Annotated in this window: 15 protein-coding genes; 12 read left to right on the forward strand and 3 right to left on the reverse strand. The window is 69.8% G+C overall.

Annotation, left to right across the window (positions count from 1 at the left end):
• Positions 1 to 1,155, reverse strand: a complete 1,155-nt coding sequence (locus HLH48_RS11980; protein WP_182997740.1) for a GNAT family N-acetyltransferase — start codon at positions 1,153 to 1,155, stop codon at positions 1 to 3.
• 156 nt (positions 1,156 to 1,311) lie between these two features.
• Here HLH48_RS11980 and HLH48_RS11985 point away from each other — a divergent pair, with 156 nt between their 5' ends.
• The 12 genes from HLH48_RS11985 to HLH48_RS12040 all read left to right on the forward strand — a co-directional run bounded on the left by HLH48_RS11985 (position 1,312) and on the right by HLH48_RS12040 (position 14,102).
• Positions 1,312 to 2,127 carry an SDR family NAD(P)-dependent oxidoreductase gene (locus HLH48_RS11985; RefSeq protein WP_182997741.1) on the forward strand — a complete coding sequence of 272 codons (816 nt, stop codon included), beginning with the start codon at positions 1,312 to 1,314 and terminating at the stop codon, positions 2,125 to 2,127.
• A gap of 49 nt (positions 2,128 to 2,176) precedes the next feature.
• The gene (gene glk, locus HLH48_RS11990) at positions 2,177 to 3,142 is read left to right on the forward strand and encodes a glucokinase (protein ID WP_182997742.1); all 966 of its coding nucleotides are present in this window, start codon (positions 2,177 to 2,179) and stop codon (positions 3,140 to 3,142) included.
• Positions 3,143 to 3,221: 79 nt separating this feature from the next.
• Positions 3,222 to 4,586: an NCS2 family permease gene (locus HLH48_RS11995; RefSeq protein WP_182997743.1), complete on the forward strand. Its 1,365-nt coding sequence runs from the start codon at positions 3,222 to 3,224 to the stop codon at positions 4,584 to 4,586.
• Positions 4,583 to 5,272 carry a hypothetical protein gene (locus tag HLH48_RS12000; RefSeq protein WP_182997744.1) on the forward strand — a complete coding sequence of 230 codons (690 nt, stop codon included), beginning with the start codon at positions 4,583 to 4,585 and terminating at the stop codon, positions 5,270 to 5,272. The genes HLH48_RS11995 and HLH48_RS12000 overlap by 4 nt, the downstream gene beginning before the upstream one ends.
• On the forward strand, positions 5,269 to 5,727 hold the full coding sequence (locus HLH48_RS12005; RefSeq protein WP_182997745.1) for a cupin domain-containing protein: 459 nt from the start codon (positions 5,269 to 5,271) through the stop codon (positions 5,725 to 5,727). Before HLH48_RS12000 ends, HLH48_RS12005 begins: the two co-directional genes overlap by 4 nt.
• Positions 5,724 to 6,356: an NUDIX hydrolase gene (locus HLH48_RS12010; protein WP_182997746.1), complete on the forward strand. Its 633-nt coding sequence runs from the start codon at positions 5,724 to 5,726 to the stop codon at positions 6,354 to 6,356. Before HLH48_RS12005 ends, HLH48_RS12010 begins: the two co-directional genes overlap by 4 nt.
• Positions 6,357 to 6,441: 85 nt before the next feature.
• Positions 6,442 to 8,304: a molecular chaperone HtpG gene (gene htpG / locus HLH48_RS12015; RefSeq protein ID WP_373320312.1), complete on the forward strand. Its 1,863-nt coding sequence runs from the start codon at positions 6,442 to 6,444 to the stop codon at positions 8,302 to 8,304.
• Between the two features lie 123 nt (positions 8,305 to 8,427).
• Positions 8,428 to 9,540 carry an S-methyl-5-thioribose-1-phosphate isomerase gene (gene mtnA / locus HLH48_RS12020; RefSeq protein WP_182997748.1) on the forward strand — a complete coding sequence of 371 codons (1,113 nt, stop codon included), beginning with the start codon at positions 8,428 to 8,430 and terminating at the stop codon, positions 9,538 to 9,540.
• 91 nt (positions 9,541 to 9,631) lie between these two features.
• Positions 9,632 to 11,443, forward strand: coding sequence for an aspartate--tRNA ligase (gene aspS, locus HLH48_RS12025; protein WP_182997749.1), 1,812 nt, complete (start codon positions 9,632 to 9,634; stop codon positions 11,441 to 11,443).
• Between the two features lie 67 nt (positions 11,444 to 11,510).
• Positions 11,511 to 12,281 carry a cell envelope integrity EipB family protein gene (locus HLH48_RS12030; RefSeq protein WP_246387273.1) on the forward strand — a complete coding sequence of 257 codons (771 nt, stop codon included), beginning with the start codon at positions 11,511 to 11,513 and terminating at the stop codon, positions 12,279 to 12,281.
• A complete protein-coding gene (locus tag HLH48_RS12035; protein WP_182997751.1) occupies positions 12,275 to 13,672 on the forward strand; it encodes an amino acid permease in 1,398 nt (465 codons plus the stop codon). Before HLH48_RS12030 ends, HLH48_RS12035 begins: the two co-directional genes overlap by 7 nt.
• Positions 13,673 to 13,763: 91 nt before the next feature.
• Positions 13,764 to 14,102: a YXWGXW repeat-containing protein gene (locus HLH48_RS12040; RefSeq protein ID WP_182997752.1), complete on the forward strand. Its 339-nt coding sequence runs from the start codon at positions 13,764 to 13,766 to the stop codon at positions 14,100 to 14,102.
• Positions 14,103 to 14,128: 26 nt separating this feature from the next.
• Here HLH48_RS12040 and HLH48_RS12045 read toward each other — a convergent pair whose 3' ends face one another.
• Together HLH48_RS12045 and HLH48_RS12050 are read right to left on the reverse strand one after the other, a co-directional pair.
• Entirely contained in the window at positions 14,129 to 14,905 is a 777-nt protein-coding gene (locus HLH48_RS12045) for an exodeoxyribonuclease III (protein ID WP_182997753.1), read from the reverse strand.
• A gap of 18 nt (positions 14,906 to 14,923) precedes the next feature.
• Entirely contained in the window at positions 14,924 to 15,292 is a 369-nt protein-coding gene (locus HLH48_RS12050) for a HesB/IscA family protein (RefSeq protein ID WP_182997782.1), read from the reverse strand.
• Positions 15,293 to 15,364: the final 72 nt, after the last annotated feature.

The following is a 15,364-nucleotide window of genomic DNA, read 5'->3' on the forward strand; positions in this document are numbered from 1 at the left end:
TCATAGACCGCGATCATAGACGCGGTAGCGCTTGCACGGCTCGGGGGCCAGGCGCTCGATCAGCCGGCGCATCGGCATGTTGGTCTCGACGATCCAGCCCATTTCGACCATGCGATAGGGTAGGGAATGGCCGCGCCGCATCAGTTCGGCAATCGCCAGCGCGGGCAGGATGGCGCCCAGCGCCGTCCCCTCCATTTTCGAGCTGACGCCCAGCAGGATGACGCGCGCGGACCGGAACCGGTGGCGCAGCAGCCGCGCCGCCAGCCGCACCCAGCCCAGCGGCGAGGGCGCGCCGCCCAGGTCGCCCGCGATGTCGTACAGGTTCGGCACCACCAGCGCCACGGCCACCGGTTCGCCGTTCTGCTCGATCAGCACGTAATGCTCGGGCTTCAGGATCGGCTTCATCTGCGCGATCATCGCCTTCATCTCGTCGGCGGTCAGCGGCAACGAGCCCCAGTTGTTGCGCCACGCGTCGTTATAGAGCTGGCGCAGGATCTCGCCGTCCTCGGCGATCCGCCCCTTGCGCATGCCGCGCGTGCTCACCGTGCCCAGCCGCCCCTCGCCCAGCCGCAGGCTGGAGGGCACGAGGTGCTTTTCCTCGGCCTGCGGGCCGATATCCATCTGGTAGGCCACGAAATCCATCGCCTTGGCGAACCCGCAGGCCTCGATCAGCGGCGGCAGCCAGCGCGGGTGCCAGGGCATGGCGATCATCGGCGGGGCGTCATGCCCCTCGATCATCACGCCCAGCTCGCCGTTCGAATTCAGCGTGAACGGCCCACGGGCGGTCACCATGCCCCGCTCGCGCAGCCAGTCGCAGGCGGCGTCCAGCAGGGCGGTAACCACGGCCGCGTCGTCGATCGCGTCCAGCGCCCCGAAAAAGCCAATATTCTCGCCGAGTCTCTCGATGGCCAGATCGTCGATCTGCGCGGAGATCCGGCCCACCGGCCGCCCCGCGCGCATGGCCAGGAAATATTGCGCCCGCCCGTGGCCGAAAAACGCGCTCTTGCGCGGATCGAGCAGATCCTTCTGCTCCATGTCCAGCGGCGGCACATAGCCGGGCAGTCCCGCATACAGCCGGCGGGGCAGGCGGATGAAGTGCGACAACTGACGAAGGCCGGATACGGGGGTAATGACAAGTTGATCCGCTTCGTTCATGACCGTTCCGTCTTCTGGCCGCGGTTGGGTCCGCGCCGGGTCGCCGCGATGGCGGCGTCCGGCCGTGCCGTCCGGCGGGCAATTGGCTGAATCGCATGGCCACGACGGCCAGCCAGTGCTGATGACATGGAATTGGTAGCTAAAGAAAGGGGCCCGATGGCCAAGACTCATCAGGGGGGCGAAATCCGTTTTGATCCGGCGACCGTCCTGATTACCGGAGCCTCCAGCGGGATCGGGGCGGAACTGGCCCGTTTCTATGCCCGTTCGGGCCGCCGGCTGGTCCTGTGGGGGCGCGATCCGGCCCGGCTGGAACAGGTGGCGCGCGACTGCCGGACCATGGGCGCCACCGTCGCGACGCGCACGCTCAATCTGGCCGACGGCGCCGCCGCGATCGCGGCGTTCCGCGCGGATGACGACACCCACCCGGTCGATCTGCTGGTCCTGGCCGCCGGGCTGGGGGACATGCGCCAGCGGCATGCCCTGACCGAGCGCGCCGAGACGGTGCTGGAACTGGGGCTGGTGAATTTCGCGACTCCGGCCGCGCTGGCCACCGCCGGGGCGGAGCGCATGGTGGCGCGGCAGCGCGGCCATATCGTCCTGCTGGGCTCGGTCGCGGCCTTTCATGCCCTGCCGTTCGCCCCCGGCTATTCGGGATCGAAAGCCGGGCTGGCGCGTTTCGCCGAGGCGCTGCGCACGGGCCTGCTGGACCACGGCGTGGGGGTGACGCTGGTGTCGCCGGGCTTCGTCGACACGCCGATGAGCCGGCGGGTCAGCAGCACCAAGCCCTTCCTGCAAACCGCCCCCCAGGCCGCCCGCCTGATCGCCCGCGCGGTGGAGGAGGAACGGCCGCACCTGATCTTCCCCCGGATCTTCGCGGGGCTGCGCCTGCTGGACATCGTGCTGCCGCGTCCGGTACGGAATTTCGTGCTGCGGCGCCTCAAGGCTGAACAGGCGCCCCGCCCGACGACATGACGACCGGCCCCATGTGCCGGTGGACCACCGCAGGGAGGCTGGACTGGCCATGAAGGAAATCGTCGCCGTTGATATCGGCGGAACACATGCCCGCTTCGCGATCGCCACGGTGGAGGCCGGGCGCGTCGTCTCGCTGGGCGACGCCGTGACGCTGAAATGCGCCGAACACGCCAGCATGCAACTGGCGTGGGAGGCCTTCGGCCGCGAGATCGGGCGCGTGCTGCCGCGCGCGGCCGGCATCGCCGTCGCCTGTCCCATCCAGGGCGACATCCTGAAGCTGACCAACAATCCCTGGATCATCCGGCCCGCGCAACTGGCCGAGCAGCTTGGGGTGGACGAGCATGTGCTGGTCAATGATTTCGGCGCCGTCGGCTACGCGGTGACCCAGGTCGACGCCACCCATCTGCGCCATCTGTGCGGCCCCGATACCGACCTGTCGGCCAACGGCGTGACGACGATCGTCGGTCCCGGCACCGGGCTGGGCTCGGCCTATGTCGTCCGGCGCGACGGGCGCAGCCTGGTGTGCGAGACCGAGGGCGGCCACGTCGATTTCGCGCCGCTCGACAGTGTGGACGACCGGATTCTCCAGCGGCTGCGGCAGCGATACCGCCGGGTTTCGGCCGAGCGGATCGTCTCCGGGCCGGGGCTGGTGAACCTGTACGAAACCATCGCCGAACTCGAAGGTCAGCCGGCCCTGATCCACGACGACAAGGAATTATGGACCCTGGCGCTGGAAGGGCGCGACCCGATGGCCTCGGCGGCGGTCGAGCGGTTCTGTCTGGCGCTGGGCGCCGTCGCGGGCGACCTGGCCCTGGCGCAGGGCGCCAATGGCGTGGTGATCGCCGGGGGCGTGGGCCTGCGGCTGGCGGACCATCTGCCGCGATCGGGCTTCGCCGAGCGCTTCGTGGCCAAGGGACGTTTCGAATCGATGATGGCGCGGATGCCGGTGAAGCTGATCACCCACCCGCAGCCCGGCCTGCTGGGGGCGGCGGCGGCCTTCGCCGAACGGTTCTGACCGGCTGCCGGCCTCTCTTGCATCGTAACGGAAGCGGTAGGACAGTCGCTGCCGGAGCAGGCGGGCAAGAGGACAGGCAGTGACGCATGACGGCGCCGGGGCAACCGGCTGGATCGACCGCTTTTTCCATGTGACGCGCCGTGGCTCGACCCTGCCGCGCGAGGTGGTCGCCGGGCTGACCACCTTCGGGGCGATGGCCTATATCATGGTCGTCAACCCGGCCATCCTGTCCATGGCGGGGCTGGACCGCCACGACATGATCATGACCACCATCGCCGCCTCGGTGGTCGGGTCGCTGCTGATGGCGCTGCTGGCCAACCTGCCGATCGCCCTGGCCCCGGCCATGAGCAGCAACCTGGTCTTCGCGCAGGTCGTGGTCGTGCAGATGGGCATCGCGCCGCCGGTCGCCTTCACCATGGTCCTGATCGGGGGGCTGTGCTTCGTCGCGCTGTCGCTGACCCATTGGCGGCAGAAGATCGTGATGGGCTTCCCGGTCTCGGTGCGCACCGGCATCCACTGCGCGATCGGCGCCTTCATCGCCCATATCGGCATGGTCAGCGGCGGGCTGGCGGTCCGGGGCGGCGACGGCCTCGCCTTCGGCGCGCTGCGCGATCCGGCGGTGCTGCTGGGGGTCGCCGGCCTGTTTCTGGCCGCCGCGCTGCGCCTGCTGCGCGTGCCGGCGGGCATGCTGCTGACCATCGTCGCGGTCACGGTGGCGGGGTGTTGCATCCATCGTGCCGACGGGCACGCGGTCACGTCGCTGCCCTCCGCGTGGCTGGAATGGCCGCGTTATCCGGCCCACATGCTGTTGCCCTTCGACTTTCACGGCTTCTTCACCCATTTCGGGCTGGTGCTGCCGGTGGCGCTGTATTTCTTCCTGGGCGATTTCTTCGACGCGACGGGTACCATGATGGCGGTGACGCGCAAGGCCGGCCTGTCGGTCGAGGACGGGCAGCCGGTGCTGGGCCGCGCCGCCTTCGTCGCCGACGGCACGGCCAGCGTGGTGGGGGCCGCGCTCGGCACCTCCACCGTGTCGGCCTATCTGGAATCGCTGGTGGGGGCCGAGGCCGGAGGACGGACCGGGCTGGTCGGGGTCACGGTCGCGATCCTGTTCGCGCTGTCGTCGGTCCTGTGGCCGATCATCACCGCCGTCCCGGCGGTCGCGACCGCCCCGGTGCTGATCCTGGTCGGGCTGGGCATGCTGGCCGACCTGGGCCGGGCGGAGCACGACGGCGCGGCGGGTATCCTGGCGCCGCTGCTGATGGTGCTGGTCACGGTCATGACCGGCAATTTCATGGTCAGCCTGGCGCTGGGGCTGCTGCTTCACACCGTCCTGGCGCTGGCGGCGCGCCGCTGGAGCGAGATCACGCCGGTCCTGCTGCTGCTGGACGCGGTGTTCGTTTTCTATCTGGTGCTGGCCAGCGGCATCGGCGACAAGTCGTGAAGGCGGCATGGGCGCTCCTGGTCTGGTCGGGCCTGGCCGTCGCGACGCCCGCCGCCGCGAACGAGCGAGGGACCATGTGGCCCGACACCCCCCGCGCGCGCCTGGAACTGGAAGCCCTGGTCGCGACGCTGGACGCAAGCCTGCTCTCCCACCCCAGCGCCACGCTGACGCTGGAGGCCTGGTGCCGCGATCACGGCCTGGCGCCCGTCGCCCATGTGGTGGCGCACCGCGTCCCGGGCATCGCGCGTGCGCCCAGCGCCGAACAGCGGCATGATCTCGCCGTCGGCGCGGACGAGCCGGTCGCCTATCGCCGGGTGGCGCTGGCCTGCGGCGACCGCGTGCTGTCGGTGGCGGATAACTGGTACGTCCCCTCGCGCCTGACCCCGGCGATGAACGACCTTCTGGCGCGCACCGACACCGCGTTCGGCCATGCGGTGGCGGATCTGCGTTTCACCCGCCGGACCCTGGACAGCACCCGCCTGTTCACCCCGCTGCCCGACGGGTGGGAGCGGCGCGGCCTGCCGCCGCCCGGCCCGGGCCCGCTCGCCATTCCCGCCGACATCCTGCGCCACCGTGCGCTGCTCTATCGTCGGGACGGCCTGCCGTTCAGCGAGGTGGTGGAAACCTACACCGCCGCCATGCTGGATTTCCCGCCGCCGCCCCAACCGAAGCGCGAGGCGCCATGACCCCACCCGCGATCGACCTGCGCGATCCCGACCTGCCGGCCGAGGCCGTGCGCGCGGCCCTTTCCCTGTCGCCGCACCCCGAGGGCGGATGGTATCGCGAAACCTGGCGCGACACCCCGCCCGATGGCGGGCGCGGGGTCGCGACGACCATCCAGTTCCTGCTGGCGCGGGGCGAGCGCTCGCACTGGCACCGGGTCGACGCGGCGGAAATCTGGTGCTGGCAGGGCGGCGCGCCGCTGCGCCTGGGCATCGCCCGGGATGGCGTGGTCGAGCGCGTGACACTGGGGCCATGCCCCGCCGAGGGCCATCTCCAGCAGGCGGTGGTGCCGGTCATGGCCTGGCAGGCCGCCGAATCGCTGGGGGCGTGGAGCGTCGTGGGCTGCATCGTCGCCCCGGCCTTCCAGTTCGCCGGCTTCGAACTCGCCCCGCCGGGCTGGGCGCCGGAGGGCGCATGAGCACCGAACCCGACTGGCTGGCCTGGGCGCGCGAGATCCAGGCCATCGCGCAGACCGGCCTGACCTTCGCCGGCGACCCGTTCGACCGCGAGCGGTACGAGGCGCTGCGGACGATCGCGGCGCGGATGATGGCGGCCGGCAGCGGCCAGCCCGTGGCGCGGATCGAGGCCCTGTTCGCCGATCAGGAAGGCTACGCGACGCCGAAGGTCGAGGTGCGCGCCGCCGTGTTCGACGATGCGGGCCGGATCCTGATGGTGCGCGAGGTGCTGGATAACGGGCGCTGGACGCTCCCCGGCGGCTGGGCGGACGTCAACCTGACCCCGGCCGAGAACGCGGTGAAGGAAGTGCGCGAGGAAAGCGGTTATATCGTCACGGCGCGCCGGCTGGCGGCGGTGTGGGACCGCGACCGCCAGGGGCACGAGCACAAGGCCTTCTCCTGCGCCAAGTTCTTCTTCCTGTGCGACCTGGCGGGCGGCGAGGCGGCCACCAGCATCGAGACGTCCGAGATCGCCTGGTTCGGCCCCGGCGAGATCCCCGCCGACCTGTCGCTGGGCCGGGTGCTGCCGGCGCAGATCCGGCGTATGTTCGACCATTACCGCGATCCCGGCCTGCCGGCCGATTTCGAATGACGCGCGATAGATATGACGCAGAGCGTTGAAATCGCGCTGTTCGTGACCCATATCCCGCCACTGTGTGATTTCACGTAACGGAGAGATGTCCGACATGGTCGATCAGGCTGCGGGTGGCGAGGAACATGCATTCAGCGCGGAGGTCGGGCGCCTGCTCGACCTGGTGGTGCATGCGCTCTATTCCGAGCGGGAGATTTTCCTGCGCGAACTGGTGGCCAACGCCGCCGACGCCACCGACCGGCGGCGGTTCGAGGCCCTGACCGACGCCGCCCTGGCGCTGCCCGAGGGGGCCAAGGTCCGCATCGATCCCGACAAGGACGCCCGGCGCCTGACCATCAGCGACGACGGCGCGGGCATGAGCAAGGACGAGCTGGCGCGCAACCTGGGCACGATCGCGCGCTCGGGCACCCGCGCGTTCGGCGAGGAACTGGCCAGGCACAAGCCCGAGGAACGGTCGGGCCTGATCGGCCAGTTCGGCGTCGGCTTCTATGCCGCCTTCATGGTGGCGGACCATGTCGACGTGGTGTCGCGCCGCGCGGGCAGCGAAGAGGCCTGGCGCTGGTCGTCCGACGGCAAGGGAAGCTTCACCCTCAGCCCCGCGACGCGCGAGCAGCCCGGCACCGACATCATCCTGTACATGAAGGACGATGCCGACGAATTCCTCGACGCATGGCGCCTGGAATCGATCGTGCGCAAATGGGCCGATCACATCGCCTGGCCGATCACGATCCGGAGCGATGGCGAGGAGAAGCCCGCCAATGCCGGAACCGCGTTGTGGCGCAAGCCGCGCAGCGAGGTGACCGAAGAGCAGCTCACCGAATTCTATCGCCATGTCAGCCATAATTTCGATACGCCCTGGGCGACGCTGCACTGGCATGCCGAAGGCACGATCGACTTCACCGCCCTGCTGTTCGTCCCCGGCAGCCGCCCGTTCGAATTCGGCGAGCAGGTACGTGAGAGCAAGGTACGGCTGCATGTCCGCCGCATGTTCATCACCGACGACGCGGCGCTGCTGCCGCCCTGGCTGCGCTTCGTGCAGGGCGTGGTCGATACCGAGGACCTGCCGCTGAACGTCTCGCGCGAGATGTTGCAGGCCACCCCGGTGCTGCAACGCATCCGCAAGGCCGTGACCAACCGGGTGCTGAACGAACTGCGCACCCGCGCCAAGGACGCCGAATCCTACGCCAAATTCTGGGACAATTTCGGCCCGGTGGTGAAGGAAGGCATCTGGGACGACGCGGAATACCGCACCGACCTGGCCGGTCTGGCCCGCTTCCGCTCCAGCACACAGGAGGGCTGGACCACGCTGGCCGAGTACGTGGCACGGATGAAGGACGGGCAGGAGGCGATCTATTACCTGACCGGCGACAATCCCGACACGCTGCCGGCCTCGCCGCAACTGGAAGGCTTCAAGGCGCGCGGGATCGAGGTCCTGCTGCTGACCGACCCGGTCGATTCCTTCTGGCCCGACCGCCTGGGCACGTTCGAGGGCAAGTCCCTGCGCAGCGTCAGCCAGAGCCACGCCGATCTGGAGACGTTCGAGGCCCCGCCCTCCGAGGGTGAGAAGGCGGAGCTGGACACGCTGCTGCCGGCGCTGAAGGAGGCCCTGGGCGACGCGGTCTCCGAGGTCCGGGGCAGCACGCGGCTGGTCAGCAGCGCGGTGGTGCTGGCCGCCGCCGGCCACGGCCCCGACCTGCAATTGCAGCGCCTGCTGCGGCGCAGCGGCCAGGCGGTGCCCGACCAGGCGCCGGTGCTGGAGGTCAATCCGGCGCACCCGCTGATCCGCGACCTGGCGGCGCGGGTGGCGCGGGGCGAGCCGATCACCGACACGGCGCTGATCCTGCTGGACATCGCCCGGATCCAGGAGGGCGAGAGCCTGAAGGACCCCACGGCCTTCGCCAGCCGCCTGACGGCGACCCTGACTCACCTGCAAGGCGGCAGCGCCTGAACCCTGCCACGACAGGTTCACGCGCATTCGGCGCCTGAACCTGCTAGAGGGTCGCGGGCTTGCCGCCGCGCAAACGGGGTGCTTCCCTGCGCGGCCTTTTCCCAGCCATTGGAACCATGCGGCATGAAAATCGGTAACGTCCCTTATCGCAGCGTATGGGTGGACCAGGAAGATGGCTGGTCGGTCCATATCTTCGACCAGACCCGCCTGCCATGGGCGCTGGACATCCTGCGCCTGACCGGGCGCGACCAGGTGGCGCACGCGATCCGCAGCATGCAGGTGCGCGGCGCGCCGCTGATCGGCGCGGTGGCGGCCTACGGGCTGGCCCTGGCCCTGCGGGTCGACGCCGCCGACGCGGCGATGGAGCGCGACGCCGCCCTGCTGGCCGATACCCGCCCCACCGCCATCAACCTGCGCTGGGCGATCGAGCGCATGCTGGCGCGCCTGCGCCCGCTGCCGGCCGAAGCCCGCGTCGCCGCCGCCTATGACGAAGCGGGGCGCATCTGCGACGAGGACGCGGCGCAGAACGAGGCGATCGGCCGTCACGGCCTCGGCCTGATCCAGGAGATCGCGGCGCGACGGGGCGAGGGGGCGACGGTCAATATCCTCACCCATTGCAATGCCGGCTGGATCGCCACCGTCGACTGGGGCACCGCGCTGGCGCCCATCTACATGGCTCATGACAGCGGGCTGAAGGTCCATGTCTGGGTGGACGAAACCCGGCCGCGCAACCAGGGCGCGGCGCTGACGGCGTGGGAACTGGGCAGCCACGGCGTGCCGCATACCGTGATCGTCGACAATGCCGGCGGCCACCTGATGCAGCACGGCGCGGTGGACATGGTGATCGTGGGCACCGACCGCGTGACGCGCGGCGGCGACGTGGCCAACAAGATCGGCACCTATCTCAAGGCGCTGGCGGCGCATGACAACGGCGTGCCCTTCTGGGTCGCCCTGCCGTCCACCACCATCGACTGGCGGGTGACCGACGGGCTGGCCGAAATCCCGATCGAGGAACGCGCGTCCGCCGAGGTCACCACCGTGACCGGGCAGACGGCGGACGGACGGATCGAGACGGTGCGGGTCGCGCCGCCCGGCAGCCACGCCGCCAATCCGGCCTTCGACGTCACCCCGGCGCGGCTGGTCACCGGCCTGATGACCGAGCGCGGACTGTGCGCGGCCTCGCAGGCCGGACTGGCCGAACTGTTTCCCGAGCGGGCGGGCGAAGCCAACCCTTGACAGGGGCGGCCCGGCCCGGCTTCCTCCGCCTTCGACCGAACGGGGCGCGTCGCGCCCCGTTCCTTGTTTTCTGGCGACACAGGACCGGACCATGCATCCCTACCGTACCCATAGCTGCGCCGCGCTTCGGGCCAGCGACGCCGGGCAGACCGCCCGCCTCTCCGGCTGGGTCCACAGCAAGCGCGATCATGGCGGCCTGCTGTTCATCGACCTGCGCGATCATTTCGGCATCACCCAGATCGTGATTCCCGCCGGCTCGCCGGTGCTGGAGGCGGTCGAGCGCGTGCGCGTCGAAAGCGTGCTGACGGTAACGGGCGAGGTCGTGCTGCGCGACGACGCGACGCGCAACCCCAACCTGCCGACCGGCGATATCGAACTGCGCGCCCGAGAAGTCGACGTGCAGTCGGCCGCCGACGTGCTGCCGTTCCAGGTCGCGGGGCATGAGAACTATCCCGAAGACCTGCGCCTGACCTATCGCTATATCGACCTGCGCCGCGACAAGGTGCATCGCAACATCCTGCTGCGCTCGCAGGTCATCGCCAGCCTGCGCCGCCGCATGACCGACCAGGGCTTCATCGAGTTCCAGACGCCGATCCTCACGGCCTCGTCCCCCGAGGGCGCGCGCGACTTCCTGGTTCCGGCGCGCATGCATCCGGGCAAGTTCTACGCCCTGCCGCAGGCCCCGCAGCAATTCAAGCAGCTCGCGATGGTCGCCGGCTTCGACCGGTATTTCCAGATCGCCCCCTGTTTCCGTGACGAGGCCGCCCGCGCCGACCGCTCGCCGGGCGAATTCTACCAGCTCGATTTCGAGATGGCCTTCGCCACGCAGGAAGACGTGTTCGCGACGCTGGAACCGGTGATGGAAGGCGTATTCCGCGAATTCGGCGGCGGCCGCACGGTCAGCCCCGCGCCGTTCGAGCGGATTCCCTACGCCACGGCGATGGCGCTCTACGGCAGCGACAAGCCCGACCTGCGCAACCCGCTGCGCATCAGCGACGTGACCGAATCGTTCGCGGACTCCGGATTCGGCCTGTTCGCCCGCATCGTCGCCGGCGGCGGCGCGGTCCGCGCGATTCCGGCTCCCGGCGCGGGCGATCGCCCGCGCACCTTCTATGACAAGCTGAATGCCTGGGCGCGCGAGGCCGGGGCAGGCGGCCTGGGCTACATCATCTTCGACGAGGAAGGCGGCAAAGGCCCGATCGCCAAGAACCTGGAGCCCGAGCGGGTGGAGGCGATTCGCGCCGCGACCGGCCTCAAGGCGGGTGACGCCGTGTTCTTCGCGGCGGGCAAGGGCGACGAGGTCGTGAAATTTTCCGGCCAGGTGCGCACCCGCGTCGCGACCGAACTGGACCTGATCGAGCAGAACGCCTTCCGCTTCTGCTGGATCACCGATTTCCCGATGTACGAGCGCAACGAGGAAACGGGCCAGATCGATTTCTCGCACAACCCGTTCTCGATGCCCCAGGGCGGGCTGGAGGCGCTGAACAGCCAGGACCCGCTGACGATCACGGCCTATCAGTACGACATCGTGTGCAACGGCATCGAACTGTCGTCGGGCGCGATCCGCAACCATCGCCCGGACGTGATGATCCGCGCCTTCGAACTGGCCGGCTACCCGGCCAGCGAGGTCGAGGCCCGGTTCGGCGGCATGCTCAATGCGTTCCGCTACGGCGCGCCGCCGCATGGCGGCTCCGCGCCGGGCGTGGACCGCATGGTCATGCTGCTGGCCGACGAGCCGAATATCCGCGAGGTGATCCTGTTCCCGCTGAACCAGCAGGGCGAGGACCTGATGATGGGCGCCCCGGCCCCGGTCCCGCCCGAGCGGCTGAAGGAACTGTCGCTGGCGCTCGACCTGCCGCGCCCCAGGCCCGCGGCGGGCAAGGATGCCAAGCCGGCGGAATAGCATCATTGCGCGGAACGACGCGATGGGTTCTGCTGGCGGGATGACACGAAGCATCCGATGCGCCCTCATGGTTCTGCTGTGCGGGGCGGCCGCCCCCGCGCGGGCCGAAGCGCCGGTGGCGCTGGCGCCCCACCGCGCGGTGTACGATCTGACGCTGGTCGCGGTGACCGGCGGCGATACGATTTCCGCCAGCGGCACCATGACCTACGCGGTCAGCGACGCCTGTTCGGCCTGGTCGACCCAGCAGCAGCTCAAGCTGCAAACGGTCTCCCGCTCCGGCGCCGTGACCGAGATGGTCTCGGACTATGCGACGCTGGAGGCCAAGGACGGCCATAGCCTGGTCTTCCGCACCGTCCAGACCGCCAACGGCCGCCCGGCCAGCCGGGTGGCGGGTGAGGCGACGATGACGCCGGCAGGCGGCGAGATCCGCTATACCCAGCCCGCCGCGCATACCGTCCGCCTGGCCGCCGGGGTCCTGTTCCCGATGGCCCATACCCGGGCGATCATCAGCGCGGCGGAACAGGGGAGCACGTCCATTTCCCCCGTCCTGTTCGATGGAACCGGCGAGGACGGCCCGCAGGATACCTATGTCATGATCCTGGGCTGGACCCATCCGCCGTCCGCCAGCCCGTTCCCGCAACTGGCGCGCCTGCCGTCCGGCCGGGTGCATGTGGCGTTCTACACCGCGTCCTCGCACGACATGCGCCCCGATTACGAGATCGGGATGCGCTATTTCGCCAACGGCGTCTCCGACGATCTGGATATGGATTTCGGCGATTTCCGCATGCACGGCACGCTGCACAGCTTCACCCCAGCCCCGGAAGGCCACCGATGCTGAACCCCACGCCGATCGAGGACAGAACGCCGGATGCCGCGCCGGCCAACGGGGGCGGCTTGGCCCATTCGTTGCGCACCCGCCACGTTTCGATGATCGCGATCGGCGGCATGGTGGGCGCCGGCCTGTTCGTCAACACCTCGGTCATGATCCAGGGGGCGGGGCCGCTGGTGCTGCTGTCCTACCTCATGGCCGGGCTGATCGTCTTCCTGGTCATGCGCATGCTGGGCGAAATGGCCATCGACTGCCCCGAGGCCGGGTCGTTCGTCGGGCATGTGCGGCGCGGGCTGGGGCACCGCGCCGCCTTCGTCACCGGCTGGTCCTACTGGCTGTTCTGGGTCGTGGTCGCCTCGGTCGAGGCCAAGGCGGCGGCGCTGATCGTCGGGCCGATGCTCGACGTCGCCCAGCTTCCGGTGGCGCTGGCGCTGATCGCGCTGATGACGGCGGTCAACATGGGGTCGGTCCGGGGCTATGGCGAGTTCGAATTCTGGTTCTCGCTGATGAAGATCTCGGCGATCGGCCTGTTCACGATCATCGCCGGGCTGGCGCTGTTCGGGGTGTTCGGCACGTCGCTCAACGGCGGCATCGCGCATCTGTGGGACCGGGGCGGCTTCATGCCGCACGGGTTCGGGGCCTCGCTGTCGCTGCTGCCGGCGATCCTGTTCACCTTCGCCGGGGCCGAGATCGCCACCGTCGCGGCGGCGGAAACCGACAATCCGGGCCATAACATCGTCCGGGCCATCCGCACCGTGGTCGTGCGGGTGATGCTGTTCTACATGGGCTCGCTGGCCGTGATCCTGTGCCTGATCCCGTGGAACCAGATCCGCCCCGGCCATTCGCCGTTCCTCGACGTCCTGCACCGTATCGGCATCCCCGGCGCCGAGGCGGCGATGACGGTGGTGGTGCTGGTGGCGATCGCCTCGTGCCTCAATTCCACCCTGTACGTCACCTCGCGCATCCTGTTCGAGATGGCGGCGCATGGCGACGCGCCGGCGGTGCTGGTCCGCACCGGGCCCAGCGGCGCCCCCCGCCGCGCGATCGGGATCGGCAGCGCGGTGGCCATGGTGCTGACGGTCATCGCCGCGACCTTCCCGGGCGAGGTCTTCGGTTTCCTGCTCAACGCCTCGGGGGCGATCATCCTGTTCGATTACCTGATGGTGGTGTTCGCCCAGATCGCCCTGCGCGGGCGCATGCGCGGCGAGGGGCGGCAGCCGGCCTTCCCGATGCTGCTGTTCCCCTATCTGTCCTGGCTCACCGTGGCCGCGATCCTGCTGGTGATGGTGACGATGCTGCTGACCCCCGACACGCGGGTGCAGATCGAACTGGGCAGCGTGACGCTGGTCCTGATCGTGGCGCTGGGCGCGGTCACGCCGCGCCGCCGCGCCTCTTCGTAACGGTTTCGCCTTTTCAACGCCACGAAGGTCGGATCATATCCAACCCGGCGGGACGGCAAAGATCCCGTGCGTAAATCAGGAGTTGGTTCGCATGAACAGGCATATTGTCAGGGGCGCCCTGCTGGCGCTGGGTGTGGTCGCCGGCGGCGCCATGACGGTCGGCACCGCCGCTCCGGCCCAGGCGCAGGTCTATCGCTACGGTCCGGTCACCCCCGGCTGGGCACCGCCCCCCATGCCGCCGCCGCGTGCCGAAATCGTGCCCGTGCCGCGCCCCGGCTGGATGTGGGTCGGCGGCGGCTGGGACTGGACAGATCGCGGCTATATCTGGGTTCCGGGCCATTACGTGCGCGGCTGGCACCGGGGCTGGGGCCCGGGACGGTGGGAGCAGCGCGGCCCGCGCTGGGTCTGGATCCGGCCCGGCTGGCGTTGAGCGCATTGCCTGGCGCGGTATCCGCGTCAGGCATCGTCCAGCGTTATGACCAGCGGCACATGGTCCGACGGCTGGCCGCGCCCGCGCTCGTCCCGGTCCGGCCGGGCATCGCGCAGGCGCTCTGCCAGACGGGGTGACAGCAGGGCATGGTCGATGCGCAACCCGCAATCGCGCGGCCAGGCCCCGGCCTGATAATCCCAGAACGTGTAATACCGGCCATGCGGATGCAGCGCCCGCAGCGCATCGGTCAGGCCCAGCCAGATCAGCCGGCGAAAGGCCGCGCGCGATTCCGGGCGCACCAGCGCGTCGGTGGGCGGCAGGGCGCCGGGCGCGCAATCCTCGTCCGTCGGGCAGACATTATAGTCGCCCGCCAGCACGAAATCCCTCCCGGCCTCCAGCAGCGCCCGCGCATGCAGCGCCAACGCCTCCATGAAGGCCAGCTTGGCCTCATATCCGGCACTGCCGCCGGAATTGCCGTTGGGCAGATACAGGTTGCCGAAGACCAGCCCCTCCGCCTCGATCTCGACATAGCGCGCCTGCGGGGCCTCGTCGGCCAGGAACGGCAGCGCCCGCGCGGTGACGGCCACCGGCCCGCGCGACAGGATGGCAACGCCGTTATAGCTCTTCTGCCCCACCACCACCGAGTCGTAGCCAGCCTCGCGGAACGCCTCGGCCGGGAACGCTGCCTCCTCGCACTTGATCTCCTGAAGGCCGAGCAGGTCGGGTTTCTCGCGCTCCAGCCAGTCCAGCACATGGGCCTGGCGCTGGCGGACGGAATTGACGTTCCAGCTTGCGATTTTCATCTGCGAAAGGCGGCCCGCTCAATCGATCGAGAAACTGGTGCCGCACCCGCAGGACGAGGTGGCATTGGGATTGCGCACCGTGAAATGCGCGCCCATCAGCGAATCGTTGAAATGCAGTTCCGCGCCGGCCAGCAAATCCATGCTGGCCGGGTCGACCAGCACGCGGGACGCGCCCGCCGGCACCACGATGTCGTCGGCGCGTTCCGCGCCATCCAGGGCGAAACTGTATTGAAACCCGTTGCACCCCCCGGCGAGCACGCTGACCCGCAGCGCCGTCGCCGCGGTGCCGGCCCCCGGCTGGGCGGCGATGATCTCCCCCAGCCTGGCGGCGGCCTCGGGCGAGACGCGGAAAGCGGTGGCGGAGGAAGAAGGCAGCGGCATGTCCATCAGGATCACCATCGTCACGCGGCCCGGGGTCCACATGCCAGGTCGGCATGCTGGCCTTGCGGCGCCGGGCGG

The organism is Gluconacetobacter sacchari (assembly GCF_014174255.1).
Lineage (GTDB): Bacteria > Pseudomonadota > Alphaproteobacteria > Acetobacterales > Acetobacteraceae > Gluconacetobacter > Gluconacetobacter sacchari.

Coding starts and splice junctions, on each gene's coding strand:
- mtnA (WP_182997748.1), top strand. CDS start 8,428: ATGAAAATCGGTAACGTCCCTTATCGCAGCGTATGGGTGGACCAGGAA.
- HLH48_RS12005 (WP_182997745.1), top strand. CDS start 5,269: ATGACCCCACCCGCGATCGACCTGCGCGATCCCGACCTGCCGGCCGAG.
- HLH48_RS12040 (WP_182997752.1), top strand. CDS start 13,764: ATGAACAGGCATATTGTCAGGGGCGCCCTGCTGGCGCTGGGTGTGGTC.
- HLH48_RS12050 (WP_182997782.1), bottom strand. CDS start 15,292: ATGGACATGCCGCTGCCTTCTTCCTCCGCCACCGCTTTCCGCGTCTCG.
- HLH48_RS11985 (WP_182997741.1), top strand. CDS start 1,312: ATGGCCAAGACTCATCAGGGGGGCGAAATCCGTTTTGATCCGGCGACC.
- HLH48_RS12035 (WP_182997751.1), top strand. CDS start 12,275: ATGCTGAACCCCACGCCGATCGAGGACAGAACGCCGGATGCCGCGCCG.
- HLH48_RS12045 (WP_182997753.1), bottom strand. CDS start 14,905: ATGAAAATCGCAAGCTGGAACGTCAATTCCGTCCGCCAGCGCCAGGCC.
- HLH48_RS11980 (WP_182997740.1), bottom strand. CDS start 1,155: ATGAACGAAGCGGATCAACTTGTCATTACCCCCGTATCCGGCCTTCGT.
- glk (WP_182997742.1), top strand. CDS start 2,177: ATGAAGGAAATCGTCGCCGTTGATATCGGCGGAACACATGCCCGCTTC.
- aspS (WP_182997749.1), top strand. CDS start 9,632: ATGCATCCCTACCGTACCCATAGCTGCGCCGCGCTTCGGGCCAGCGAC.
- HLH48_RS12010 (WP_182997746.1), top strand. CDS start 5,724: ATGAGCACCGAACCCGACTGGCTGGCCTGGGCGCGCGAGATCCAGGCC.
- HLH48_RS12030 (WP_246387273.1), top strand. CDS start 11,511: ATGGTTCTGCTGTGCGGGGCGGCCGCCCCCGCGCGGGCCGAAGCGCCG.
- htpG (WP_373320312.1), top strand. CDS start 6,442: ATGTCCGACATGGTCGATCAGGCTGCGGGTGGCGAGGAACATGCATTC.